Source organism: Actinomyces sp. Marseille-P3109, from assembly GCF_900323545.1.
Lineage (GTDB): Bacteria > Actinomycetota > Actinomycetes > Actinomycetales > Actinomycetaceae > Actinomyces.
This window is the reverse complement of the sequence record NZ_OOHN01000008.1, coordinates 1,928,137-1,951,981: the sequence shown is the minus strand read 5'-3', so window position 1 is coordinate 1,951,981 and position 23,845 is coordinate 1,928,137. Positions and strand designations below refer to the sequence as shown.

General features: G+C 69.7%; 19 protein-coding genes. 18 read left to right on the top strand and 1 reads right to left on the bottom strand.

Annotated elements, in window-relative coordinates; all coding sequences use genetic code 11:
• Position 1: 1 nt before the first annotated feature.
• The 18 genes from BQ8008_RS08485 (at position 2) to BQ8008_RS08400 (ending at position 23,207) form a co-directional block, all read left to right on the top strand.
• A complete protein-coding gene (locus BQ8008_RS08485; RefSeq protein ID WP_108833635.1) occupies positions 2-2,749 on the top strand; it encodes an NADH-quinone oxidoreductase subunit G in 2,748 nt (915 codons plus the stop codon).
• Positions 2,750-2,760: 11 nt separating this feature from the next.
• Positions 2,761-4,353, top strand: coding sequence for an NADH-quinone oxidoreductase subunit NuoH (nuoH, locus tag BQ8008_RS08480; RefSeq protein ID WP_108834808.1), 1,593 nt, complete (start codon positions 2,761-2,763; stop codon positions 4,351-4,353).
• The gene (nuoI, locus tag BQ8008_RS08475) at positions 4,346-5,059 is read left to right on the top strand and encodes an NADH-quinone oxidoreductase subunit NuoI (protein ID WP_108833634.1); all 714 of its coding nucleotides are present in this window, start codon (positions 4,346-4,348) and stop codon (positions 5,057-5,059) included. Before nuoH ends, nuoI begins: the two co-directional genes overlap by 8 nt.
• On the top strand, positions 5,056-6,054 hold the full coding sequence (locus BQ8008_RS08470) for an NADH-quinone oxidoreductase subunit J (protein ID WP_108833633.1): 999 nt from the start codon (positions 5,056-5,058) through the stop codon (positions 6,052-6,054). The genes nuoI and BQ8008_RS08470 overlap by 4 nt, the downstream gene beginning before the upstream one ends.
• On the top strand, positions 6,051-6,356 hold the full coding sequence (nuoK, locus tag BQ8008_RS08465) for an NADH-quinone oxidoreductase subunit NuoK (RefSeq protein WP_108833632.1): 306 nt from the start codon (positions 6,051-6,053) through the stop codon (positions 6,354-6,356). The genes BQ8008_RS08470 and nuoK overlap by 4 nt, the downstream gene beginning before the upstream one ends.
• Before the next feature lie 17 nt (positions 6,357-6,373).
• Complete coding sequence (gene nuoL / locus BQ8008_RS08460; RefSeq protein ID WP_108833631.1) at positions 6,374-8,368, top strand: NADH-quinone oxidoreductase subunit L; 1,995 nt, start codon at positions 6,374-6,376, stop codon at positions 8,366-8,368.
• 13 nt (positions 8,369-8,381) lie between these two features.
• Positions 8,382-9,983: an NADH-quinone oxidoreductase subunit M gene (locus BQ8008_RS08455; RefSeq protein ID WP_108833630.1), complete on the top strand. Its 1,602-nt coding sequence runs from the start codon at positions 8,382-8,384 to the stop codon at positions 9,981-9,983.
• On the top strand, positions 9,980-11,593 hold the full coding sequence (nuoN, locus tag BQ8008_RS08450; protein WP_108833629.1) for an NADH-quinone oxidoreductase subunit NuoN: 1,614 nt from the start codon (positions 9,980-9,982) through the stop codon (positions 11,591-11,593). The genes BQ8008_RS08455 and nuoN overlap by 4 nt, the downstream gene beginning before the upstream one ends.
• Positions 11,590-12,696 (top strand): polyprenyl synthetase family protein, encoded by a 1,107-nt coding sequence (locus BQ8008_RS08445; RefSeq protein ID WP_108833628.1) that lies wholly within the window; start codon positions 11,590-11,592, stop codon positions 12,694-12,696. The genes nuoN and BQ8008_RS08445 overlap by 4 nt, the downstream gene beginning before the upstream one ends.
• Positions 12,697-13,731: 1,035 nt before the next feature.
• Entirely contained in the window at positions 13,732-15,114 is a 1,383-nt protein-coding gene (locus tag BQ8008_RS08440) for an OmpA family protein (protein ID WP_234415305.1), read from the top strand.
• Positions 15,115-15,400: 286 nt separating this feature from the next.
• Positions 15,401-16,888 carry an FAD-dependent oxidoreductase gene (locus tag BQ8008_RS08435; protein WP_108833626.1) on the top strand — a complete coding sequence of 496 codons (1,488 nt, stop codon included), beginning with the start codon at positions 15,401-15,403 and terminating at the stop codon, positions 16,886-16,888.
• A gap of 84 nt (positions 16,889-16,972) precedes the next feature.
• The gene (gene ald, locus BQ8008_RS08430; protein ID WP_108833625.1) at positions 16,973-18,088 is read left to right on the top strand and encodes an alanine dehydrogenase; all 1,116 of its coding nucleotides are present in this window, start codon (positions 16,973-16,975) and stop codon (positions 18,086-18,088) included.
• Between the two features lie 4 nt (positions 18,089-18,092).
• Positions 18,093-18,671, top strand: coding sequence for a GNAT family N-acetyltransferase (locus BQ8008_RS08425; protein WP_108833624.1), 579 nt, complete (start codon positions 18,093-18,095; stop codon positions 18,669-18,671).
• A 113-nt stretch (positions 18,672-18,784) separates the two neighbouring features.
• Complete coding sequence (htpX, locus tag BQ8008_RS08420; protein ID WP_108833623.1) at positions 18,785-19,654, top strand: zinc metalloprotease HtpX; 870 nt, start codon at positions 18,785-18,787, stop codon at positions 19,652-19,654.
• Between the two features lie 2 nt (positions 19,655-19,656).
• Complete coding sequence (locus tag BQ8008_RS08415; RefSeq protein ID WP_108833622.1) at positions 19,657-20,199, top strand: AAA family ATPase; 543 nt, start codon at positions 19,657-19,659, stop codon at positions 20,197-20,199.
• 14 nt (positions 20,200-20,213) lie between these two features.
• Positions 20,214-21,227, top strand: coding sequence for a phosphotransferase family protein (locus tag BQ8008_RS08410; RefSeq protein ID WP_234415304.1), 1,014 nt, complete (start codon positions 20,214-20,216; stop codon positions 21,225-21,227).
• Positions 21,228-21,306: 79 nt separating this feature from the next.
• Positions 21,307-22,575, top strand: coding sequence for a sensor histidine kinase (locus tag BQ8008_RS08405; RefSeq protein WP_108833620.1), 1,269 nt, complete (start codon positions 21,307-21,309; stop codon positions 22,573-22,575).
• Complete coding sequence (locus BQ8008_RS08400; RefSeq protein ID WP_108833619.1) at positions 22,563-23,207, top strand: response regulator; 645 nt, start codon at positions 22,563-22,565, stop codon at positions 23,205-23,207. The genes BQ8008_RS08405 and BQ8008_RS08400 overlap by 13 nt, the downstream gene beginning before the upstream one ends.
• On the opposite strand, the gene BQ8008_RS08395 is transcribed toward BQ8008_RS08400, so the two are convergent.
• Entirely contained in the window at positions 23,204-23,701 is a 498-nt protein-coding gene (locus BQ8008_RS08395; RefSeq protein ID WP_108833618.1) for a YajQ family cyclic di-GMP-binding protein, read from the bottom strand. The genes BQ8008_RS08400 and BQ8008_RS08395 overlap by 4 nt on opposite strands.
• Positions 23,702-23,845: the final 144 nt, after the last annotated feature.

Below are 23,845 nucleotides of genomic sequence, written 5' to 3'. Positions count from 1 at the left end.
CATGACTGCTGAGACGACCACCAAGAGCTCCGCGCCGGCGGCTCCGCCGGCCCCGGAGATGGTCCACATGACCATCGACGGGCTCCCCGTCGAGGTCGAGAAGGGGACCCTCCTCATCCGCGCCGCCGAGCAGGTCGGCGTGCGCATCCCGCGCTTCTGCGACCACCCGCTGCTCGCGCCGTCGGCCAACTGCCGCCAGTGCCTGGTGGAGGTGGCCATGCCCGGGCGCGACGGCGTCGTGCGGCCCATGCCCAAGCCCCAGCCCTCCTGCGCCATGACCGCCATGGAGGGCATGGAGATCTCCACCCAGGCCACCAGCGAGGTCGCCGCCAAGGCCCAGGCCGGCACCATGGAGTTCCTCCTCATCAACCACCCGCTGGACTGCCCCGTGTGCGACAAGGGCGGCGAGTGCCCCCTGCAGAACCAGGCCCTCGAGCTCATGGCCTCCGGCGCCCAGTCCGCCACCCGCTTCACCGACGTCAAGCGCACCTTCCCCAAGCCGCTGCGCCTGACCAGCAACATCCTGCTGGACCGCGACCGCTGCATCCTGTGCCAGCGCTGCGTGCGCTTCGCCGACCAGATCCCCGGCGACCCCTTCATCGCCCTCCAGGGACGCGGCGGCGGCCACCCCTCCTACGACATGGACGGCCACCCCGAGCACGCCGGCGGCCTGTACTCCGAGCAGATCGGGCGCTTCGACGCCCGCGTCCTGGACTTCTCCAGCGGCTCGGCCGAGCAGACGGTCGACGCCGACCTCCAGACCATCCGCGGCGTACCGTCCCTGAGCGCCCTGGGCGACCTGACCGGCCCCGGCGGCGAGCCCGGTGCCTCCGACGGCACCGACTACGGCCCCGACCTGGGCGCCGGGCGCGAGGACCTGGACGCCTCCGGGCGCCCCTTCGCCTCCTACTTCTCCGGCAACATCATCCAGATCTGCCCCGTGGGCGCCCTGACCTCGGCGAGGTACCGCTTTAGGGCCCGCCCCATGGACCTGGTCTCCACCGACTCCGTCACCGAGCACGACGCCTCCGGCTCGGCCATCCGCGTCGACATGCGCCGCGGCGTCGTCCTGCGCCACCTGGCCGGCAACGACCCCGAGGTCAACGAGGAGTGGATCACCGACAAGGACCGCTTCGCCTTCACCTGGTCCTCCCAGCCCGACCGCCTCACCGTGCCGCTCGTGCGCGACGAGGAGACCGGCGAGCTCGTCACCACCTCCTGGTCCGACGCCCTGGATGTGGCCGCCCGGGGCCTGGCCCGCGCCGCCTCCGACGGGGGAGTGGGTCTCCTGCCCGGCGGCCGCCTCACCCTGGAGGACGCCTGGGCCTGGTGCCGCTTCGCCCGCACCGTCCTGGGCACCAACGACATCGACCAGCGCGTGCGCACCCACAGCCTGGAGGAGGACACCTTCCTGGCCGCCCGGGTAGCCGGCACTGGCCTGGGCGCCGTCACCTACCGTCACCTGGAGACAGCCGGCCAGGTCCTGCTCCTGGGCCTGGAGCCCGAGGACGAGTGCGGCTCGCTGTTCCTGCGCCTGCGCAAGGGCGTGCGCGCCGGCGGCGTCAACGTGGCCACCGTGACCACCTGCCTGAGCGCCGGCAGCCGCAAGCTCTCCGCCCAGGCCATCCTCACGCCCCCCGGTGAGGAGGCCCGCGTCGTCGCCCACCTCAGCCAGACCCACCCCGTCCTCGTCGAGGCCCTGCGGGCCGACGGCGCCACCATCCTCGTCGGTGAGCGCGCCGCCCGCGTGCCCGGCCTGCTCAGCGTCGCCGACGCCCTGGCCACCGCCACCGGCGCCCACCTGGCCTGGGTCCCGCGCCGCAGCGGCGAGCGCGGCGGCATCGAGGCGGGCCTGCTGCCCGGCCTCCTGCCCGGCGGCCGCCCCGTGGCCGACCCCGAGGCCCGCGCCCAGGTCGAGCGGGCCTGGAACATGGGACCCGAGCACTTCCTGCCCACGTCGCTCGGCCGAGACACCACCGGGATCCTCTCCGCCCTCCTGGACGGAACCCTGGGCGGCGCCATCGTCGGCGGCATCGACCTGCGCGACTTCCCCGATCCGGGCCTGGCCCGCGCGGCCCTGGACGCCAGCGGCTTCACCGTCCAGCTCGAGGTGCGCCGCAGCGAGGTCAGCGAGCACGCCGACGTCGTCCTGCCCGTGGCTCCGGCCGTGGAGAAGAACGGCACCTTCGTCAACTGGGAGGGGCGCGTGCGCCCCTTCGGCCAGGCCCACGTCTCGCGGGCCCGCACCGACCGCCAGGTCCTGGCGATGCTGGCCGACGAGATGGGCGTCGACCTCCAGGTCGACGACCTCGTCACGCTGCACGAGCAGCTCGCCGCCCTGGGCCTGTGGCGCGGACGGCGCATGCCGGTGGCCTTCGGCCGTGCCCCGACGACCTCGGCCGAGGCGGCGATCGTCGGCGGCGGCGTGGAGGCGCGCCTGACCACCCACAAGCCCATGCTCGACGCCGGACGCCTCCAGGACGGCGAGCCCTTCCTGGCCGCCACCGCCCTGCGCCCCATCGCCCGGGTGGGCACCGACCTCGCTCAGCGCCTGTCGCTGCGCGGCGGTGAGGAGGTGACCGTGTCGACCGCCACCGGATCGATCACCCTGCCGGCCGTCGTCGGCGGCGTCAGCGACGGAACCGTGTGGCTGCCCGAGTGCTCGGCCGGATCCACCGTCCACCAGACCCTGGGCGCCGGTCACGGCTCCCAGGTCACCCTGACCCATGCAGCGGAGGTATTGAGGTGAACCCGATCTACATGGCCCAGGCCGCCGCCGACGACGTCGTCTCCAACGGGGGCGTGGTCGCCGACTTCTCCGCCGAGACCTGGTGGCTGACCCTCATCAAGGCCGTCTTCATCGTCGCCTTCCTCATCGTCAGCGTCATCATGGCGCTGTGGGTGGAGCGACGCGGCCTGGCCCGCATGCAGACACGCCTGGGTCCCAACGTCAACGGCCCGTTCGGCCTGCTCCAGGCGATCGCCGACGCCGGCAAGCTCATCATGAAGGAGGACTTCTGGCTCAAGGGGGCCGAGAAGATCATCTACCTCCTGGCCCCGCTCATCGCCGCCTTCAGCGCCTTCATGGTCTACGCGGTCATCCCCTTCGGACCGCAGGTGAGCATCTTCGGCCACTCCACGCCCCTGCAGCTGACCGACTTCCCGGTGGCGGTCCTCTACATCCTGGCCATCACCGCCTTCGGCGTCTACGGCATCATCCTGGGCGGCTGGTCCTCCCACTCCACCTACCCGCTCTTCGGCGCCGTGCGCAGCGCCGCGCAGGTCATCTCCTACGAGCTGAGCATGAGCCTGTCCATCCTCACGGTCTTCCTGGCCTCGGGGACCATGGCCACCTCCGGGATCGTCGGTGCCCAGCAGCGGATCTGGTGGGCGGTGGCGATGCTGCCGAGCTTCATCATCTACGTCATCTCCATGGTCGGTGAGGTCAACCGCCTCCCCTTCGACCTGCCCGAGGCCGAGGGCGAGCTCGTCGCCGGCCACATGGTCGAGTACTCCTCGATGAAGTTCGCCTGGTACTTCCTGGCCGAGTACATCAACATGTTCAACGTCTCGGCCGTGTGCGTCACCCTGTTCCTGGGCGGCTGGCGCTCCACCATCCTCAGCCTGTTCTGGGAGGGCGCCAACTCCGGCTGGTGGCCGATGCTGTGGTTCATCGGCAAGGTCTGGGCGGTCATGTTCTTCATGATCTGGACCCGGGGCACCTTAGTGCGCATCCGCTACGACCACTTCATGAAGCTGGGGTGGAAGGTCCTCATCCCCGTCTCCCTGGTCTGGTTCGTGCTGGTCGCGGTGGTGCGCGCCTTCCGCACCTTCTCCGGCGCCTCCGTGCAGGCCCTGCTGCTGCCCCTGGCGGTCGTCTTCTGCCTCATCATGCTCATCCTCTTCCTCGTCCCCGACAAGGAGGACGAGGAGGAGCTCTACGACGACGAGGATGAGTACGACGACGGGGACGACGTCGAGATCATGAGCGCTGACGACGACCACGTCGCCTTCCTCGAGGGATTCCCCGTCCCGCCGCTGCCGGGCGAGTCCCTGCCGCCCTCGCCGCGTGCCCGCCGCGCCGCCCTGGCCGCCGACGTCGATGACTCCGAGGACCGGTCGGTCACCGCCGTCGGCCTCCTGGACCGCGACGACCGCGAGGAGGACGACGCGACCGACTCCGCCGAGTCGCCCGACTCAGCCGGCGCTGACGAGGCGGCTGCTCCGCCCCGGGCCGGTGCGGACTCGGCCACCGCCCTGCCCACCTTCACCCTTGACCTCAAGGCCGACTCGGCCAGTGACAAGGCCACCGACAAGGCCGCTGAGGCACCCCAGGAGGGAAAAGATGACTGATCGCCGCCCCAACCGCTCCCGGGGCTCCCAGCACGACAACTGGCTGCGCGACGCTCCCTCCACCCTGGCCCGGGCCTTCGCGCCCGTGGCCGGATACGGGGTCACCATCTCCTCGATGTTCCGCCCGGTGGTCACCGAGCAGTACCCCTTCGAGCCGCCCCAGGTGATGCCCCGCTACCACGGCCGCCACCGGCTCAACCGTTACGACGACGGCCTGGAGAAGTGCATCGGCTGCGAGCTGTGCGCCTGGGCCTGCCCCGCCGACGCGATCTACGTCGAGGCGGCCTCCAACGAGCCCGGCGCCCAGTACTCGCCCGGTGAGCGCTACGGGCGCGTCTACCAGATCAACTACCTGCGCTGCATCTTCTGCGGCATGTGCATCGAGGCCTGCCCCACCCGGGCCCTGACCATGTCCACCGACTTCGATGAGCTCGTCGGTCCCGACCGCGGGGGCCTCATCTACGAGAAGGAGGACCTCCTGGCCCCGGTGCCCGACGGCGCCGTCGCCGCCCCCCACCCCATGGTCGAGGGCACTGAGGACGGCGACTACTACCGCGGCCAGGTCACCGGCTCCACCCAGGCCCAGATCGACTGGGTGCGCGCCCAGCGGCCCGACGACCCCAGTCTGTCCGGCGCCCGCGCCAAGGCCGCCTCCGCCACCTCCGGCTGGGGCACCAAGCAGACCGTGAAGGGGGCCGTGCGATGAGTGCCCTCCTGACACCCGGCGCAGTCTCCGCCTCCCTGACCGGAAACGGTCACCTGGGGCTGGGGGAGGCCATCGTGTTCGGCGTCGTCGCCCTGGTCACCGTGGCCTGCGGCATCGGCGTCCTGACCGCCAAGCGGGCCGTGACCGCCGCTATCAACATGATCGGCATCATGATCTCGCTGGCCGTCCTCTACATCGTCAACGAGTCGCCCTTCATGGGGATCACCCAGATCGTGGTCTACACCGGCGCCGTCATGACCCTCGTGCTGTTCGTCATCATGCTCGTGGGCGTCGGCGGTGACGAGCCGGTCAGCGCCGCCGGCTCGGTCATGAGACGCCCGCTCCTCATCCTCCTGGGACTCGGCCTGGCCGGCGTCCTGACCGCCGTCGTGTGGCGCACCGCCTTCCCGACGCCGGCCGGTCTCAAGGACGGCGCCAAGGCCGCCCCAGATCTGCTGGCCGTCACGCTCTACAACGACCACGTCGTCACCATGGAGCTGACCGCCATCCTGCTCATCGTCGCCGCCGTCGGCGCCCTGACCCTCACCCACCGCCAGCGGATCCGGGCCCGGTTCAGCCAGCGCCGCGTAGCCGCGAACAAGATGCAGGCCTACGCCTCCAAGGGTGTCCACCCCGGCCAGAAGCCGATGCCCGGCGTCTACGCCTCCACCAACTCCGCCGCCGCCCCCGCCCTGGGCGCGGACGGCGAGACCGTCGAGGAGTCCGTGCCCCGGGTCCTGCGCGCCCGCGGCCAGGGACTGGAGCTGTCGGACGTCTCCCCGGAGATGGGCCTGGCCCAGCGCTCCGGGACGATCGTCTCCCGGCAGGGCAGTGTTGGTGGCGTCGGCGACGTCGGCTCCCAGCGCACCGGCCGCTCCGGCATGTCCGGCATGTCCGGCATGCCCGGCGCCGCCGCGCCCGCCGTCCAGCAGCCCGTCCTGGGCGCCGACGATGCAGCCGACTCAGCCGCCCCTGAGCAGAAGGAGGAGAAGTGAGTCTCCCCATCGCCGTCTACATCATCCTGGCCGGGGTTCTGTTCACCCTGGGGGCGCTCACGGTTCTGCTGCGCCGCAACGCCATCATCGAGCTCATGGGGGTTGAGCTCATGCTCAACGCCGTCAACCTCGTCCTGGTGACCTTCTCCCGGATCCACGGCAACCTCACCGGTCAGGTCTTCGCCTTCTTCGTCATGGTGGTGGCCGCCGCCGAGGTCGTGGTGGGCCTGAGCATCGTCGTATCCATCTTCCGCACCCGCAGGTCCACGTCGGTCGACGACGAGAACCTGCTCAAGAACTGAGGGGAGAGACCACCGACATGCTTCCCGCTCCTGTCACCGCCGTCGCGACGCCCCTGACCGAGGCCACCGGCCTGGCCTCCTGGGCCTGGCTGCTCATCGCCGTGCCCGCCGCCTCGGCCGCCTTCCTGCTGCTGGCCGGGCGCCGCTCCAACACCTGGGGCCACTGGCTGGGCCTGGCCGCCGCCTTCGCCACCGCCTGCCTCGGTGTGGGCATCCTGCTCCAGGTCCTGGGCCTGCCCGCCGAGGAACGAGTCATCGGCCTGCCCCTCTACCACTGGTTCGCCGCCGGCAACCTGAGCATCGACGTCGGCCTGCGGCTGGACCCGCTGTCGCTGACCTTCGTGACCCTGGTGACCTGCGTCGGCTTCCTCATCCACCTGTACTCAGTGGCCTACATGGCCCACGATCGGGACCGGCGCCGCTTCTTCGCCTACCTCAACCTCTTCATCGCCGCGATGCTCACACTGGTGCTGGGTGACTCCTACATCGTGCTCTTCGTCGGCTGGGAGGGCGTGGGACTGGCCTCCTACCTGCTCATCGGCTTCTGGAACACGGCCGACGCCGACGCCCCCCAGGATGAGCAGGCCACCAGCCGAGAGAACGCCGCTGCCGCCAAGAAGGCCTTCATCATGAACCGTGTGGGCGACCTCGGCCTCCTGCTGGCCATGATGACGATGGTCGGCCAGGTCAGCTCGGTGTCCTTCGACGCCGTCTCCGCCTCGGCCCTCGACGGCTCGGTGTCCACCGGCTGGCTCACCGCCATCGGTTTCTTCCTGCTCCTGGCGGCCTGCGGCAAGTCCGCCCAGTTCCCGCTCCAGGCCTGGCTGGGCGATGCCATGGCCGGTCCCACGCCGGTCTCCGCCCTCATCCACGCCGCCACCATGGTCACCGCCGGCGTCTACCTCATGGTCCGCTCCGCCGCCGTCTTCGAGGGAGCCCCGGACGCCCAGATGGCCGTCGCCGTCGTCGGCGCCATCACCCTGCTGCTGGGGGCCGTCATCGGAAGCGCCAAGGACGACATGAAGAAGGTCCTGGCCGCCTCCACCATGAGCCAGATCGGCTACATGATGCTGGGCGCCGGGCTCGGCCCGATCGGCTACGCCTTCGCCATCTTCCACCTGCTCACCCACGGATTCTTCAAGGCCCAGCTCTTCCTGGGGGCCGGCTCGGTCATGCACGCCATGAGCGACCAGGTCAACATGCGCCGCTTCGGCGGCCTGCGCGGCGCCATGACGATCACCTGGGTCACCATGGGCATCGGCTGGCTCGCCATCCTGGGAGTCCCGCCCTTCTCCGGCTTCTGGTCCAAGGACCGCCTCATCGAGGCCGCCTTCGTCGGTGAGGGCGTCAAGCCCTGGATCCTGGGAACCATCGCCCTGTTGGGCGCCGGACTGACCGCCTTCTACATGTCCCGCCTGTTCTTCATGATCTTCCACGGCAGGCAGCGCTGGACCACGGACAAGGACCTGGAGGGCGAGGTCCACCCTCACGAGTCCGGCTGGCTCATGACGCTGCCCCTGATCATCCTGTCCGTGTTCTCCGCCGGCCTGGGCGGGCTGCTGACCTACGACAACATGTTCGTCACCTGGCTGGAGCCGGTCACCGGCCACGCCGAGCACGGCGAGCCGGTCCTGCCGGCCGCCGTCATCATGGGCGCCACCCTCGCCCTGGTCGTCGTCGGGGTCGTCGTGGCCTGGTGGATGTACGTGCGCCGCCCGGTGCCCGTCGTCCTGCAGCCGACCAACCCGCTGGTGGAGGCCGCCCGCAAGGACATGTACCAGGACGCCGTCAACGAGGCCCTGGCCATGCGCACCGGCCAGGGACTCGTCCTGGCCACCGACGCCGTCGAGCGCTACGTCGTCGACGGCGCCATCGAGGGCGCCGCCACGGGCACCGGCGCCCTGGGGCGCCTGACCCGCCGCACCGAGTCCGGGTACGTGCGCTCCTACGCCGGCTACATGCTGGCCGGAACGGTCCTCGTACTCATCGCCGTCCTGGCTGCCAGGTTCTGAGAGGACACGACACATGCCGACTCTTCCCGCATCGCTGCCCGTCCTGACCGTCATGGCGATCGTGCCGCTGGCCGGGGCGCTCCTGCTGTGGCTGGTCCCGCCGCTGCGCCGGCTCCACGCCCGCGCCGTGGGCCTCGTGTTCTCCCTGGCCGTCCTCGTGCTGGGCCTGTGGGCGCTGAGCGCCTTCGACCTCGGCCACGCCGGCACCGTCCAGCTGGCCGACACCCACTCGTGGATCCCCGCCATCGGCGCCTCCTGGGCCCTGGGTGTCAACGGCCTGGGACTGGCCATGGTGCTCCTGGCCGGCTTCATCACGCCCCTGGTGCTGCTCGCCTCCTGGGGCGAGGTTCCCGCCGACCGCCAGGGCCTGTTCACCGGGCTCGTCCTGGCCCTGGAGTTCTTCGTCGTCGTTATCTTCTCGGCCCGTGACCTGCTGCTGTTCTACCTCTGCTTCGAGGCGATGCTCATCCCGGTGTACTTCCTCATCGGGTGCTTCGGTGGGGAGAATCGCCAGCGCGCCGCCCTGAAGTTCCTCCTGTACTCCCTGGCCGGCGGGCTCGTCATGCTCATCGGTGTCATCGCGGTTTCCCTGCACTCCGCCAAGGACGGCACCCCCAGCTTCCTCATCGACTCGGTGGCCGCCAACCTGCACGTCTCCACCGGTGCCGGGCACTGGATCTTCCTGACCTTCTTCATCGCCTTCGCCATCAAGGCGCCCCTGGTCCCGGTCCACACCTGGCTGCCCGACACCGCCGAGCAGGCCACGCCGGGCACCTCGGTGCTGCTCATCGGCATCCTGGACAAGATCGGCACCTTCGGGATGATCACCCTGGTCCTGCCGATCTTCCCCGAGGCCTCGCGCTGGGCCTCCCCGGTGATCCTGGTCCTGGCGGTCGTCTCCATCATCTACGGGGGCCTGGCCGCCATCGCCCAGGACAATCTCTACCGGCTCATCTCCTACACCTCCGTGAGTCACTTCGGCTTCATGGTCCTGGGGATCTTCATCGGCAACCAGATCGCCGCCAACGGCGCCATGGTCTACATGGTGGCCCACGGGCTGTCCATCGCCGGCCTCTACCTGGTCACCGGTTTCATGGCCCGGCGCACCGGGACGGTCGCCATCAGCGAGCTCGGTGGCATCGCCCGAGTCATGCCGCTGGTGGCCGGCACCTTCCTCGTGTGCGGCCTGGCCTCCATCGCCCTGCCGGGCCTGAGCGGGTTCGTGCCCGAGTGGATGGTGCTCACCGGCACGTTCTCGGTCTCACTGGCTCTGGGCGGCGCGGCCGTCGTCGGCGTCGTCATCGCCGCCGTCTACATGCTGCTGCCCTACCAGCGGGTCTTCACCGGGGCGCCTGCTCCCGAACGAGTGGGCAGCCCCGACCTCGACGGGCGAGAGCGGCTCGTCGTCGTCCCCATCATCGCCGCGATGCTCGCGCTCGGCCTGGCCCCGGCCGCGCTCACCCACGCGCTCGACGACGTCGCCAGACAGGTCACGCTCACGGTGAGCCGCGCCCCGCAGGACGCCGCCTCCGGAGTCGTTGCCGGCGACTCCGGTGCCGACGGCGCTGCCGAATCGCCCACTGCCTCCACCGCTACGGAAGGGAACGCCAAGTGAGCCCCTCAGACACTGCCCCGATCGTCAACTGGGATGCTCTGACGCCGGTGCTCATCATCCTGGGCGCCGGTGTCCTGGGCGTCCTCGTGGAGGCCTTCATCGCCCGCCCCGCCCGACTGGCCGTCCAGGCCACGCTGAGTTTTCTGGCCATCCTGGCCTCCGGGGTCTTCCTCTTCCTGCGCTGGGGCGAGGTCAAGGCCGCCGGGGCCGCCGTCGAGGCCATCTACCAGGGCCAGGGCGCGGAGGGCTTCCTGCCGGGCGCCCGGATGTCCTCAGGCCTGACCGAGGACCCCTTCTCCATCGCCGCCCAGGGCATCCTCCTGGTCATCGGGCTGCTGGCCGTCCTGGTCATGGCCGACCGCACCGCCGTCGGCGACGGGGCCTTCGCGGCCCAGGCCGCCGACCGGCCCGGTAGCGCGGAGGAGACCGAGTCCCTCCTGGCAGGGTGGACCACCACCGAGATCTTCCCCCTGACCCTGTTCTCCCTGGGCGGCATGATGCTGTTCGGGGCCAGCAGCGACCTCATCACGCTGTTCGTCATCCTGGAGATGATCTCCCTGCCGCTGTACATCCTGGCGGCCACCGCCCGCCATCGCCGGCTGCTCAGCCAGGAGGCGGCACTGAAGTACTTCGTGCTGGGCGCCTTCGCCTCAGCCTTCCTCCTCATGGGCTCGGCCCTGCTCTACGGGGTGGCCGGCGCCGTCGACTACAAGACTCTTGGCGATGCCGTGCGCACCGTGCAGGGGCAGGACTGGCTCATTCTGGCCGGTCTCATGCTGGTCATCGTCGGCCTGCTGTTCAAGGTGGCGGCCGTGCCCTTCCACGCCTGGAGCCCGGACGTCTACCAGGGCGCCCCCACCCCGGTCACCGGCTTCATGGCCGCCGGGGTCAAGGCCGCGGCCTTCCTGGCCCTCGTGCGCTTCTACTACATGATTGCCGGCGCCATGGGCTGGGACCTGGCCCCCGCTCTGTGGGCCGTGGTGGCCCTGACCATGCTCGTGGGCACCGTCGTCGGCGTGGTCCAGCGCGACGTCAAGCGCATGCTCGCCTACTCCGCCATCGCCCACGCCGGCTTCATGCTCATCGGGATCCTCGCCTACTCCAAGGCGGCGATCTCCGCGCTCAGCTTCTACGCCCTGACCTACGGGATCGCGACCGTGGGCGCCTTCGGCATCATCGCCCTGGTGCGCTCCAACCGCGGCGGCTCCGTGGGCGGCGAGGACGGTGACCTGGAGGCCTTCAAGGGCCTGGGGCGGCGCAGCCCCTGGGCGGCCGGTGCCATGACCGTCTTCCTGCTGTCCTTCGCGGGCGTGCCCCTGACAGCCGGGTTCATGGCCAAGTTCCGGCTCTTCGCCACCGGGCTGAGCGGCAACGGGGTGCCCTTCGTCATCCTCGCCGTTGTCTGTTCGGCCGTGACCGCCTTCTTCTACATGCGACTCATCGTCCTCATGTTCTTCCATGAGCCCGACGGCGAGCGCTCAGTGGTTGTGCCCAGCAAGGGCCCGATCCTCCTGGCGGTCAGCGTTGCGGTGATAGCAACAATCGGGCTCGGGGTTTTGCCGCAGGCCGCCTTCGACCTGTTCGACCGTACGGCTATGCTCCTTCCGTGATCGGATCACTGCCGCTGAGCGCGCCCCAGCTGGAGGCGCGCATCGTTCCCGCTCTCCAGGCCATAGAGGACCGCCTCATGGAGGTGGTCACCAGCGCCGACGAGACCATCAACCCGCCGACCTCGCACCTGGCCGAGGCCGGGGGTAAGCGCCTGCGCCCGGTGCTGGCCCTGCTGACCGCCCAGCTCGGCGATCCGGCCCTGGCCACAGGTGAGGAGATCCGCGACGCAGGCGTGGCCGTGGAGCTGACCCACATCGCCACCCTCTACCACGACGATGTCATGGACGAGGCCCCACTGCGCCGCGGCGCCCCGAGTGCCCAGACCGTGTGGGGCAACTCCGCCGCCATCCTCACCGGCGACGTCCTCGTGGCCCGTGCCTCCCAGCTGGTGGCGGCCCTCAGCCCGGAGGCTGTCATGGCCCACGCCAAGACCTTCGAGCGCCTGTGCATGGGTCAGCTCCACGAGACGCTGCCGCGCCCTTCGGGGACCGACCCGGTGGACCACTACATCCAGGTCCTGGCGGACAAGACCGGATCCCTCATCGCGGTGTCCGCTCGGTACGGGGCTATGCTCACCGATGCCGGTGCGCGCACCGAGCAGATCGTGGAGGAGTTCGGCGAGAGGATCGGCGTGGCCTTCCAGCTGGCCGACGACGTCATCGACCTCATGAGCGACTCGGCCACCACCGGCAAGACTCCTGGCACCGACCTGCGTGAGGGTGTGGACACCATGCCGGTGCTGCTTCTGCGCAAGGCTCTGGCGGCCGGCGAGCTCGATGCCGCCGGCCAGGCCATCCTCTCGCGCCTGTCCACCGGTGACCTGTCCGACGACGCCTTCCTGGCCGATGTCGTCGCTCGCCTGCGTGAGCACCCCGTCCTGGCGCGTACCCGCGAGATGGCCATGGCCTGGGCCGCTCAGGCGGCCGAGGGCCTGGAAGGGCTCGAGGAGGCCGTTCTTGATGGGACCCGGCAGCGCCTGGCCCGGGCCGGCATCGAGGGCGAGGCCGCCGCGGCGGCTTTGGCCGACGCCGGTGAGCGGGTGGCACAGGTGCGTGCGGCCATGGAGGACTTCGCCCGCATCCTCGTGGACCGGGCTGCCTGACCGGCCGACCGTATTAACTTATGACTTCTGAGAGTTTCGGATGTCATGACATCTGAGACACTGGTTGGGTGGGTTGCCTGGGGCTTTCGTGCAGTAGGCACAACCCCTGGCCAGTAGATCCCGACCCTCGTGGAGTAGCCGACTCGGGGTGGGAGTGGGCCGGAGTCGGCGTTGAACCATGATCTCCGGGCCCCTGTGCGGGAGCCGGAAGGGGCCAGGCAGGGGAAGGTGAGGCCGGCGCCGGGGTGAGGGCGCTGGACCCCGCCGCCATGATCTCGCGGAGTCGATCAGGCCCGCGGCTCGGCGTCCACAGCGCTGACATCAACGGGCCCGCCGTCGATGCGGCCGGCGGGGATTGTTGGAATCCTGCGTTTTTTCTTCGGTGTGCGCGTCGGTGCGGTGTTGATGTCAGCGCCATGGACACTGGCGCCCCGTCAGGTCTCTTCCATCGGCCCACGGTCGCCTCCAGGACAACCAGCCCGCCCCGGGTTCCTGCCCGAGCGAGTGTCTCAGAAGTCTCGACGCTCATATGTCTCAGAAGTGAGGAGACAAGACAGAGGGTTGGGTGTACTCCACGTAGGTCGGGGGTTCGTGCAGTACGCACGACCCTTTGCCAGTAGTCCCCACCATCGTGGAGTAGACCGCCCCGAAGACTGAAGAGGTCTCGCAACTACCCATGACTCCCCATGGGGGATGCGGAGTTGATGGGGAGAGACCGGTAGTTCCTCATCGTGAGCGGTGGACCGCGGCGTATAAGGTGTCTCGTACGTGTTCCCAATGCGCCGAAAGGTTCCCGACATGCCGTCCTCCACGCCGCTGTCGCCCGATACCCGTACCCGACTGACCCGCCGCGGTGCCCTCACCCTGCCCGCCCTGGCTGGTGCGGGGGCCGTCCTAGCAGGCTGCGGGGCGCTCAAGAAGGACGGCGTCGCCTCCTCAGGGAAGAGCTTGGGGGCTACCTCCTCGGGGAAGAGCTCGGGGGCTGCGTCCCCACGTGCAGCTGTCGCGACCTCGCCTGGTCCCCATGGCGGGGTGGTGCTCAGTACGGAGTATCAAGGTGCTCCGCTGACGGTGGAGGTCGGGCCGGTCGCGGTGAAGGGAAAGCACACGGTGGCGAGGTTTCACATCTCTACCGACTCAAAAGAAGATGTGTACCTTTCCCAGGCATTCGCCCTAACGGAAAACGTCGGTACGACTGCTGATGTCCAGATGATGTCGCTGGAGCAGAGTCTGGTCTACGTCGAGCTGGGGAGGAACACGGAAGACCTCTCCGGTGCGGTCACAAAAGGTGCCCCGAAGGATGCTTTCCCTGTTTTCAGCGCTCTGAATGATGGAGTGCAGTCTGTGGAGATGCTGCTTCCCAACATGGGTGTTGTTGTCGGTGTTCCTGTGGTGAAGGAGTCGGAGGTGGATTTCAATGTCGATGACGTGATCGCTAAGGCCAACCTTCAGGGTCCCGACCCTGGTCCTTTCAAGCTCGAGCGGGCGACCATGTCGATGGATGGGTCGTCGGATACGAAGCAGGATGAGAAGTCGACGACGGTGACGGTGGCTGGGGATGTCACTTTTGAGAGTGACTCTGATCAGCTGTCGGCTCAGGCTGACAGTGTGTTGGCGAATGTGGTGGAGCAGATCAAGAAGTATCCCTCTGGTGGGGATCTGACGATCACGGGTCATACCGATGATGTGGCTGATGATGCGCATAACCAGGATCTGTCGGAGCGGCGGGCCAAGGCGGTGTCGGAGCGGCTCAAGAAGCTGACGGACCTGTCCACGTGGAAGGAGTCGGTCTCGGGTAAGGGGGAGTCCTCGCCGCGGGTGCCGAATGACTCCGATGAGCGCAGACAGATCAATCGCCGTGTGGAGATCACGCTGACGCCGTCGAAGGCTGCTGAGGTCAGTGCGTCACCAAGTGCGAGTGCGGCACCGTCGTCGGCGACCGTGCCTGACCCGGCAGGCCCTGTGGGTAAGGGTCCCGAGGGCGTCGACGTGAAGGTCGGCGGTAAGACCATGCGCATGACGATTGACCATGTAGTTCGAGTAGGGGGCTACCTGACCGGAAAGGTAGTGCTCACCTCTAAAGGAAAGGTCGACATGCCGACTGCTTCCTTTGCTTTGCCGGGAAGAATGATGGAGACGCGTGGGCTGGATGGAGTATTCTACGTGAGTAGCTTAACCATTCTCAGTGGTGGGTTGAGGCATCTGGAGGCGGACTATGCGTACCCCAATGGGAATCGAGTTCCCTTGGCGAATAACTTTGTGTACAGTCTCGAGCCTGGGGCTTCCCAGTCCCTCCCGGTTGTGTGGCCAGACGTCGGCGAGGACAGCATCACGATTGACATGCCTCCAGGTGAGTACGTTTATGCGCAAGAGCGAGTCGTTGCTCGCCTTACTGACATCCCGGTCGTCAACGCGTAGTGTCTCTGCCGCTCAAAAGGGGGCGTGGTCGATGAGGGTCGCCGTGCCGTCCTGATCGGCTCCCCGGTGGAGGACTCACCGTCCGGTCCCGCCGGTGCCTCTCCGACGTGACGCGGCTCAAAGCGGCGATGTTGCCCGCGCCCTGGGGGAGGGCCGCCCTTCCTCCATAGACTGTGCCGCGGTGCCCCGCCGTCGTTGCCGTCGTCCCGGACTGGACCAGCCGGCCCTCCGGGCAGCGGAAGCGCGGGCGCCACGACCACGTCCCCTGAATCAGGAACGAAGAACAGTGAACGCACGTCCTCTCAATGTCGCCGTCATCGGAGCAGGCCCCGCAGGCATCTACGCCTCGGACATCCTCTCGAAGTCGGGTCTGGACGTCTGTATCGACCTGTTCGAGCGGCTCCCCGCTCCCTACGGCCTGGTGCGCTACGGCGTCGCCCCCGACCACCCGCGCATCAAGCAGATCATCGTGGCCCTCTACAAGATCCTCCAGCGCGGGGACATCCGCCTCATCGGCAACGTCGAGGTCGGCCGCGACATCTCCGTGGCCGAGCTCCACGAGCACTACGACGCCATCGTCTTCTCCACCGGGGCTGACACCGACGCCCCCCTCGACATCCCCGGCGTCGACGCCCCCGAGTGCCATGGCGGTGCCGACTTCGTCTCCTGGTACGACGGTCACCCCGACCACCCGCGCACCTGGGACCTGAGCGCCAAGGAGGTCGCAGTCATCGGCGTCGGCAACGTGGCCCTGGACATCGCGCGTGTCCTGGCCAAGCACGCCGACGACCTCATGACCACCGAGATCCCGGCAAACGTCGTCGCCACCCTCCAGCAGTCGCCGGTCACCGACGTGCACGTCTTCGGCCGCCGCGGCCCCGCCCAGGTGAAGTTCACCCCGCTGGAGCTGCGCGAGCTCGGCAAGCAGGCCGACGTCGACGTCATCGTCGACGAGGAGGACTTCGAGTACGACGAGGGCTCCCAGGCGGCCCTGGCCTCCTCCAACCAGCAGCGTCAGGTCGTCAAGGCCCTCGAGGGCTACGCGATGCAGGAGCCGGAGGACCTCACCGCCTCCCACCGGATCCACATCCACCTCTTCTCCGCCCCCCACGAGGTTCTTACCGATGACGACGGCCACGTCGTGGGCCTGCGCACCGAGCGCACCCGCCTGACCGGTGACGGCAACGTCACCGGTACCGGCGAGTACCGCGACTGGCCCGTCCAGGCGGTCTACCGCGCCGTCGGATACGCCTCCAGCGCCATCGAGGGACTGCCCTTCGACGCCGAGCGCCACGTCGTGCCCAACGAGGGCGGCCGCGTGCTCGGCGAGGACGGCAAGCCGCTGACCGGCCTGTACGCCACCGGCTGGATCCGTCGCGGCCCCGTGGGGCTGATCGGCTCCACCAAGTCCGACGCGCAGGAGACCATCACGAACCTCGTGGCCGACGCGAACGCAGGCCTCCTGCACGCCGAGACCGACGACGAGGCCCAGGTCGGCCACGACGCCCTCATCGCCCTGCTGGAGTCCCGCGGCATCCCCTTCACCAACTGGGAGGGGTGGGAGCTGCTGGACGCCTATGAGCGCGAGCTCGGTGAGGGCTACGGTGAGGTCGTTGTCACGGGTGGCGCCTCCAAGCCGCGTGAGCGCGTCAAGGTCGTCTCCCGTGACGCCATGACCGCGATCTCCCGCTCCACGGAGGTCCCCGAGGACCTCATCGGCCAGCCCGAGGCGGACCGCGTCCCCGAGCGCGTCGCCCACCGGCTGGTCGACTGAGCCGGGGCTCGGTGGCCCTGCCGCCGGTCCCGGTCGACACTCGTCAATCCGACCCCTCACGACGACCACCCCGGAGGTAGAACCATGCGAATCGGCGTTCCCACCGAGATCAAGAACAACGAGTTCCGCGTTGCCATCACGCCGGCCGGCGTCCACGCGCTCACCCGGCGCGGACACGCCGTGACCGTCCAGGCGGGTGCCGGCCAGGGGGCCTCGATCCCCGATGCGGAGTATTCCGCTGCCGGTGCCACCCTCACCGACGACGTCCCCGGCCTGTGGGCCGACTCCGAGCTCGTCCTCAAGGTCAAGGAGCCGATCGCCCAGGAGTACCAGTTCCTGCGCCCGGACCTGCTGCTGTTCACCTTCCTCCACCTGGCCGCGGACCGCGCCCTCACCGAGGAGCTGCTCGCCAAGCAGGTCACCTCCATCGCCTACGAGACCGTCGAGACCGACGCCGGCGCCCTGCCCCTCCTGGCACCCATGTCCGAGATCGCCGGGCGCCTGGCCGCCCAGGTCGGTGCGGACGCCCTGCTGCGCCCGCGCGGCGGGGCCGGTGTCCTGCTGGGCGGGGCCGCCGGGGTACGGCGCGGGAACGTCGTCGTCCTGGGAGGCGGCACCGCCGGCCTGAGTGCCGCGCGGGTCGTGGCCGGCATGGGCGCGGACGTCACCGTCTTCGACGTCGACCCCGCGCGCATGCGCCGCATCGAGGAGATCGACGGCGGGGCCATCCGCACCCGCTTCTCCACCGAGCTCGACGTGGCGCAGGCCTGCGCCGGGGCGGACCTGGTCATCGGCGCGGTCCTCGTGCCCGGGGCCCGCACCCCGAGCCTCGTCACGCGCACCATGGTGGAGACCATGCGGCCCGGCAGCGTGCTGGTGGACATCGCCATCGACCAGGGTGGCTGCTTCGAGGACTCCCGCCCCACCACCCACTCGGAGCCCACCTTCGAGGTGGACGGCAGGATCTTCTACTGCGTGGCCAACATGCCCGGCGCCGTCCCGCACACCTCCACCTACGCGCTGACCAACGCCACCCTGCCCTACGCGCTCGCTCTGGCCGACGACGGATGGCGCGGCGCCATCGCGGCCCGCCCCGATCTCGCCCGCGGCCTGAGCACTCACGCCGGCGCCCTGTACACCACGGGCGTGGGTGAGGCCCTGGGAATCCCCACGGCCGACGTCGCCGATCTGCTGGGCTGAGACGATGAGAACCCGGCGCATTCGTCCCGCGAGCGGGCCGGACCGCTGGGCGCACGACCTGTTCCGGCGCGCTTTTCCCGAGGAGGAGCGCCTGCCCTGGGCCCTCATCCACCTGCTCAGCCTGCGGCGCGGCATCGACCTCGTCGCCTGGTGGGACGAGCCCGCAGACCCCGCCCAGGCGGCCTCGCCGGACCCGAGCGCCCTGACCTGGACCGTGCGTCGTCCCGGCTCCCGGCTGCTCTACGTCTTCTACGTCGTCGTCGACGATGCCGTCCGCGGACGCGGCCTGGGCACCCGCCTTCTGGCCGAGCTCGAGCGCCGTCACCCCGGCTGCACCATCGTCCTCGACATTGAGCCGGTCATCGCCGAGGCCGACAACGCCGACGAGCGTCGCCGTCGGCTCGCCTTCTACGAACGGGCGGGCTTCCGCGACACCGGGTACGCCATCGTCGACTCGATGGGGGAGTACTGGACCCTCGTGCGCGAGGCGCCGGGAACCACCTTCCATCCCGACGACTTCCGCGCCGCCCTGCGCTACCTGGACTGCGGCCTCAGCACCGCTCGAGTGGTCCCGCGCGGCTGAGCCCGCGCCCCGTCTGAGCCGCGCGGAGCCTAGCCGTTATTCCCCGATCCGCCAATGGCCGCACGCGCCGGTGGACATAGGTGGGACACAGGTTCGTCCCATAGTCTCCATCCATGACATGGACCAACCACCACAACGGTCTCAAGACCGCCGCCCTCCTCGGCGGTATGTGGAGCCTGCTCCTCCTGCTCGGCTACGCGCTGACGCGTGGGACGGGTTCATCCATCTGGCTGTTCATCCTGCCGATCATCGGTGTCGCACAGACCGCCTACGCCTTCTGGAACTCCGACAAGATCGCCGTGCGCTCCATGGGCGCCATCGAGGTCACCGAGGCCCAGCAGCCCCAGATGTACGCGATCGTGCGTGAGCTCTCCGCCGCAGCCGGCCAGCCCATGCCGCGCCTCTACGTGGCCCCCACGATGAGCCCCAACGCCTTCGCCACCGGCCGCAACCCCTCGCACGCCGCCGTGTGCTGCACCCAGGGCATCCTCCAGCTCCTCAACGGGCGCGAGCTGCGTGGCGTCCTGGGCCACGAGCTCTCCCACGTCTACAACCGCGACATCCTCACCTCCTCGGTGGCCGCGGGTATCGCCGGCGTCATCTCCTCGGTGGCCACCATGGCCCTGTGGTTCGGCGGCGGCAACCGGCGCGACCGGGACGGCGGCAACATCATCGTCGTCCTGCTGCTCTCCCTCATGGCGCCCCTGGCCGCCACCATCACCCAGTTCGCCATCTCCCGGACCCGAGAGTACGACGCCGACCACGACGGCGCCGAGCTCACCCAGGACCCGCTCGCCCTGGCCAGCGCGCTCAGCAAGCTCGAGTCGGGCATCTCCCGCGTGCCCATGGGGCAGGACCCGCGCCTTGAGCCGGTCTCCTCAATGATGATCGCCAACCCCTTCGGGAGCCTGCGCAACCTCTTCTCCACCCACCCGCCCATGGACAAGCGCATCGCCCGCCTCGAGCAGATGGCCGGGTACTGACGGTGCCCCTGACCGTCGTCGGCGGACTGCCGGCGGTCGGCAAGACCGCAGTGTGCCGGGAGATCCTGCGCCTGCGGGCAGAGTCGCAGTCGCCGGATGGGCCGCCGACCTGGCTGCGCATCGACTCCATCGAGCAGGCCCTGCGGGACAGCGGCGAGATGCTCCCCGGCATGCCCGGAGGCGCCGGCTACTACGCGGCCGCCGCCGTCGCCCGAGACGTCCTGGCCTCGGGCGGTGACGTTCTGGTCGAATGCGTCAACCCGCTGCCCGTCACCCGCCGCTTGTGGGAGGAGACGGCTTCGGTCCGGGGATGCCGGTTCCTTGCCGTCGAGCTCATCTGCTCCGATAAGGCCGAGCACCGTCGCCGGGTCCAGCAGCGGAGCAGCGACATCGAGGGCCTCGAGGTGCCGGACTGGCAGGAGATCGAGCACCGTGACTACGCCCCCTGGCCCGAGGCCGACCTCCGCCTGGACACCGCCCGGCTCACTGCCGTCGAGGCGGCCCGGGCCATCATCGGTCGCCGCCTCGCAGACGGGGCGAGGTGATGGGGGACAGGGGAGTGTGCAGCCTGCTCCCACCTGACGACGTTCTCTCTCGACGCATCCGGACCGCCGTTGACGCCGACCGGCTGCGCGGGCTGCCAGCCGAACCGGGGGCGCCTGAGGTCACATTCCTTGGGGCCGGTGAGAGCTACACGGCCTGTCGGATCGGCTCCGGCGACCAGGCCCGGGTCCTGCGCATTCCTCGCCGTCCTCCCCATGAGATGCCCCGCTCCATGGAGGCCGAGTTCGAGGTCCTCAGGCGCGTGCCGCCCGAGCTCGGCACCAGCGCCATCGCCTTGGAGACCGGAGCCGACAACCCGCTGGGCGCCCCCTACATGGTGACCACCTACGTGCCCGGTCGGGCCCTGCGCGCCGCCGACTGGAACCCGCGGCTCGCGACCGCCCTCGCCCACCAGATCGCCCGCCTGCATGCGGCCTTCGCGGCCGGTCCTGCGCCGTCGCCCGCGAGCGTGCCGAGCGCCTGCGAGCAGGGGGAGGGGCTGCTGACCTGGTGGAGCTCGCATCATCCGGTCACCCTCGCCGACCCTCGCGTCACCGCGCTTCTGCCCGCCTGGCGCCGCGGGCTCGCCCGCCTCGACCCCGCCTTCGCGGGCGTGGCCGTCCACCCGCTCATCCACGGCGACGTCGTCGTCACCAACGTCATCCTCGGTCCCGACGGCGTCCCACGGTTCATCGACTTCGAGTGGTCGGGCCCCGGCGATACCGCCAAGGACCTGGCCCTCATCGGCGGCCGGGTGACCGGCGGGCCCTGGTACCTGCCCATGACGCCCGATGACCTCGCCGCCTTCGTCACTGAGTACTCACGGTACTCGCGCTACGCCCAGCGCTCGCGGCTCGCGCAGTGCAACGGTGCCACCGACCCGCAGCAGCTGCTGGAGCGCCGTGACGCCTACGAGCTCCTCGACCGTCTGGGCAACCTCCTGTACTGCCTGAGCCGACCCGGCGAGGCTCGCTATGGGAGGTGGGCTGATGAAATCGCCCGCAATCTGACCGATCGGCTCGCAGGCTAACGTTGTCGGGCTAGCCCCACCGAGGCCTCGCCAGGTGGCAGGATTGGGCGTGATTCCGGGCCTGAGGAGGATATGAGGCATGAACCGATCAGTATGGGCCGCGCGCTACCGCCGACTCGGCAGGGACGCCGTCTTCCTCCTCCTCAGCGGGCCACTGAGCCTGCTCGCCTTCTGCCTCGCCGTGCCGTTGACCGCTCTCGGTGTGGGCACCACCATTATCTGGGTGGGGCTGCTGGTGCTCGTCATCGACCTGAGCGTCGCCGGGAGCTTCGCCAACCTGGCCCGCCTCGCCGTGGCGCGCCTGGACGGACGTGAGCCGGTGCCGGGCGGCTACCTCATCTCAGAGCCGGGAATCCCCGCGAGCCGTCGGCTCTTCCGGCGTCTGCGTGACCCTCAGCGCTGGATGGACCTGCTGTGGGTCGTTGTCTACTTCCCGGTCTCCCTGGTCACCTGGGTCCTCACCGTTGTGTGGCTGGCCCTGGCCGTGGGTGGCTTGCTCTCCCCCATTGTCGACGTCATTCTTGAGTTGATTCGTAACACGATCATTGGAGACCAGAGCCAGAGTCTGGCCGAGTTTCTGGGGCTGTATCCGCCCCTGCTCTGGGAGATCGTGATCCACCTGAGCGCCGGCATCATCTTCTCCCTGACCGCTCCCTTCGTCCTGCGAGGGCTGGCCGCCATGCAGGCGGGGCTCATTCGCGGCATGCTCTCCTGGCGCAGTGAGGTCAGTCGCCTCCAGACCTCCCGCGCCGCCGTCCAGCGGGCCGAGGCCGACACCCGCCGCCGCTTGGAGCGCGACATCCACGACGGCCCCCAGCAGCGCCTCGTACGCCTGCGCATGGACCTGGCCCGTGCCCAGCGCCAGGCCGAGAAGGACCCGGTGGCGGCGTCGGCGATCATCCAGGGCGCCATGGACCAGACCCAGCAGACCCTCGACGAGCTGCGCCAGCTCTCCCGCGGCATCGCCCCGCCCGTCCTCGTCGACCGTGGCCTGGCCGCCGCCATCACCGAGGCCGCCACCCGTTCCTCCGTCCCCGTCACCGTGAGCACCGAGCTGCCGGACCTGCCCGATCACGTCTCCCAGGCCGCCTACTTCGTCGTCAGCGAGTCCCTGGCCAACCTCAACAAGCACTCCGGGGCCACGGCCGCCGGCGTCGAGGCCCGCGTCGTCGGCGGCGCGCTGCAGGTGAGGATCAGTGACAACGGCATCGGCGGGGCCTCGACCGCCAAGGGCCACGGCCTGGCCGGTCTGGTGGAGCGCCTGAACGGTGTCGACGGTAGGCTCACGATCACGTCCCCGACCGGCGGGCCGACCACAGTGGAGGCGATGATCCCGTGCGCGTTCTGATCGCTGATGACTCCGTCCTTCTGCGTGAGGGACTGGCCCTCATCCTGGCCGACGGCGGCCACGAGGTCGTCGGGGGAGTGGGGGACGGTGAGGCCCTCGTGAGCGAGGCCCTGCGGCTGCGGCCCGATGTCGTCGTCGCCGACATCCGCATGCCGCCCTCCCACACCGACGAGGGCCTGCGCGCCACCACCCGCATCCGTGCCCAGTGGCCGGGTGCGCCCATCCTGCTGCTGAGCCAGTACGTCGTCGCCGGCTACCTGCCCGACCTCCTGGCCGACGGCGGCGGGGCCCTGGGCTACCTCCTCAAGGACCGGGTCGGTGACATCGACGCCTTCCTCGGGGCGGTCGAGCGGGTGGCGCGCGGTGAGCTCGTCCTGGATCCCGACGTCGTCTCCCAGGTCCTCCAGCGAGGCCGGCGCGATGACCCGCTCACCGAGCTCACGCCCCGTGAGCGGGAGGTGCTGGCGCTCATGGCCGAGGGGCGCACCAACGCCGGTATCGCCGAGGTCATGGTGGTCACCGAGGGCGCGGTGGAGAAGCACACCCAGCGGATCTTCGCCAAGCTCGGCCTGCTGCCCGACGCCGCCGTCCACCGCCGCGTCAAGGCGGTTCTCACCCTCCTGTCGGCCTAGCGGTAGTTGACGAACTGGAGGGCGGCGTCGACGTCGAGGTTCTTCAGCAGGGCGATGACCGACTGCAGGTCGTCGCGGGACTTGGAGGTCACGCGCACCTCGTCGCCCTGGATCGTGGCCTTGACGCTCTTGGGGCCCTCGTCACGGATCGCCTTGGTGATCCTCTTGGCCACCTCCTGGGTGAGCCCCTCGCGCAGGGGGCAGGCCAGGCGGTAGATCTTGCCCGAGGGGCGCGGCTCCTTGTCCCCCAGGTCCAGGGCCTTGAGGGAGACGCCGCGGCGGAAGAGCTTGGACTCCAGGATATCCAGGATCGCCAGGACCCTCTCGGCCGTGTTGGCCTCCAGGGTGATGGTGTCGCCGGACAGGCTCACGGAGGCGTCGACGCCGCGGAAGTCGTAGCGCTGGGCGATCTCCTTGGCGCACTGGTTGACGGCGTTGTCCACCTCCTGGCGGTCGAGGCGGGAGACGACGTCGAAGGAGGAGTCGTTGGCCATGGCGGCAGTCCTTTCCGGGGTGGGGACTTCAGTCGACCCGAGTCTAGGCGGGGTGTTCTGTGAGGAGGGTCCTACGGGGGCGATTGGCGCTGCGCGCCGGTGCCTTGCTATTCTTCCACGGCGCCGAGCGATGGCCGAGAGGCT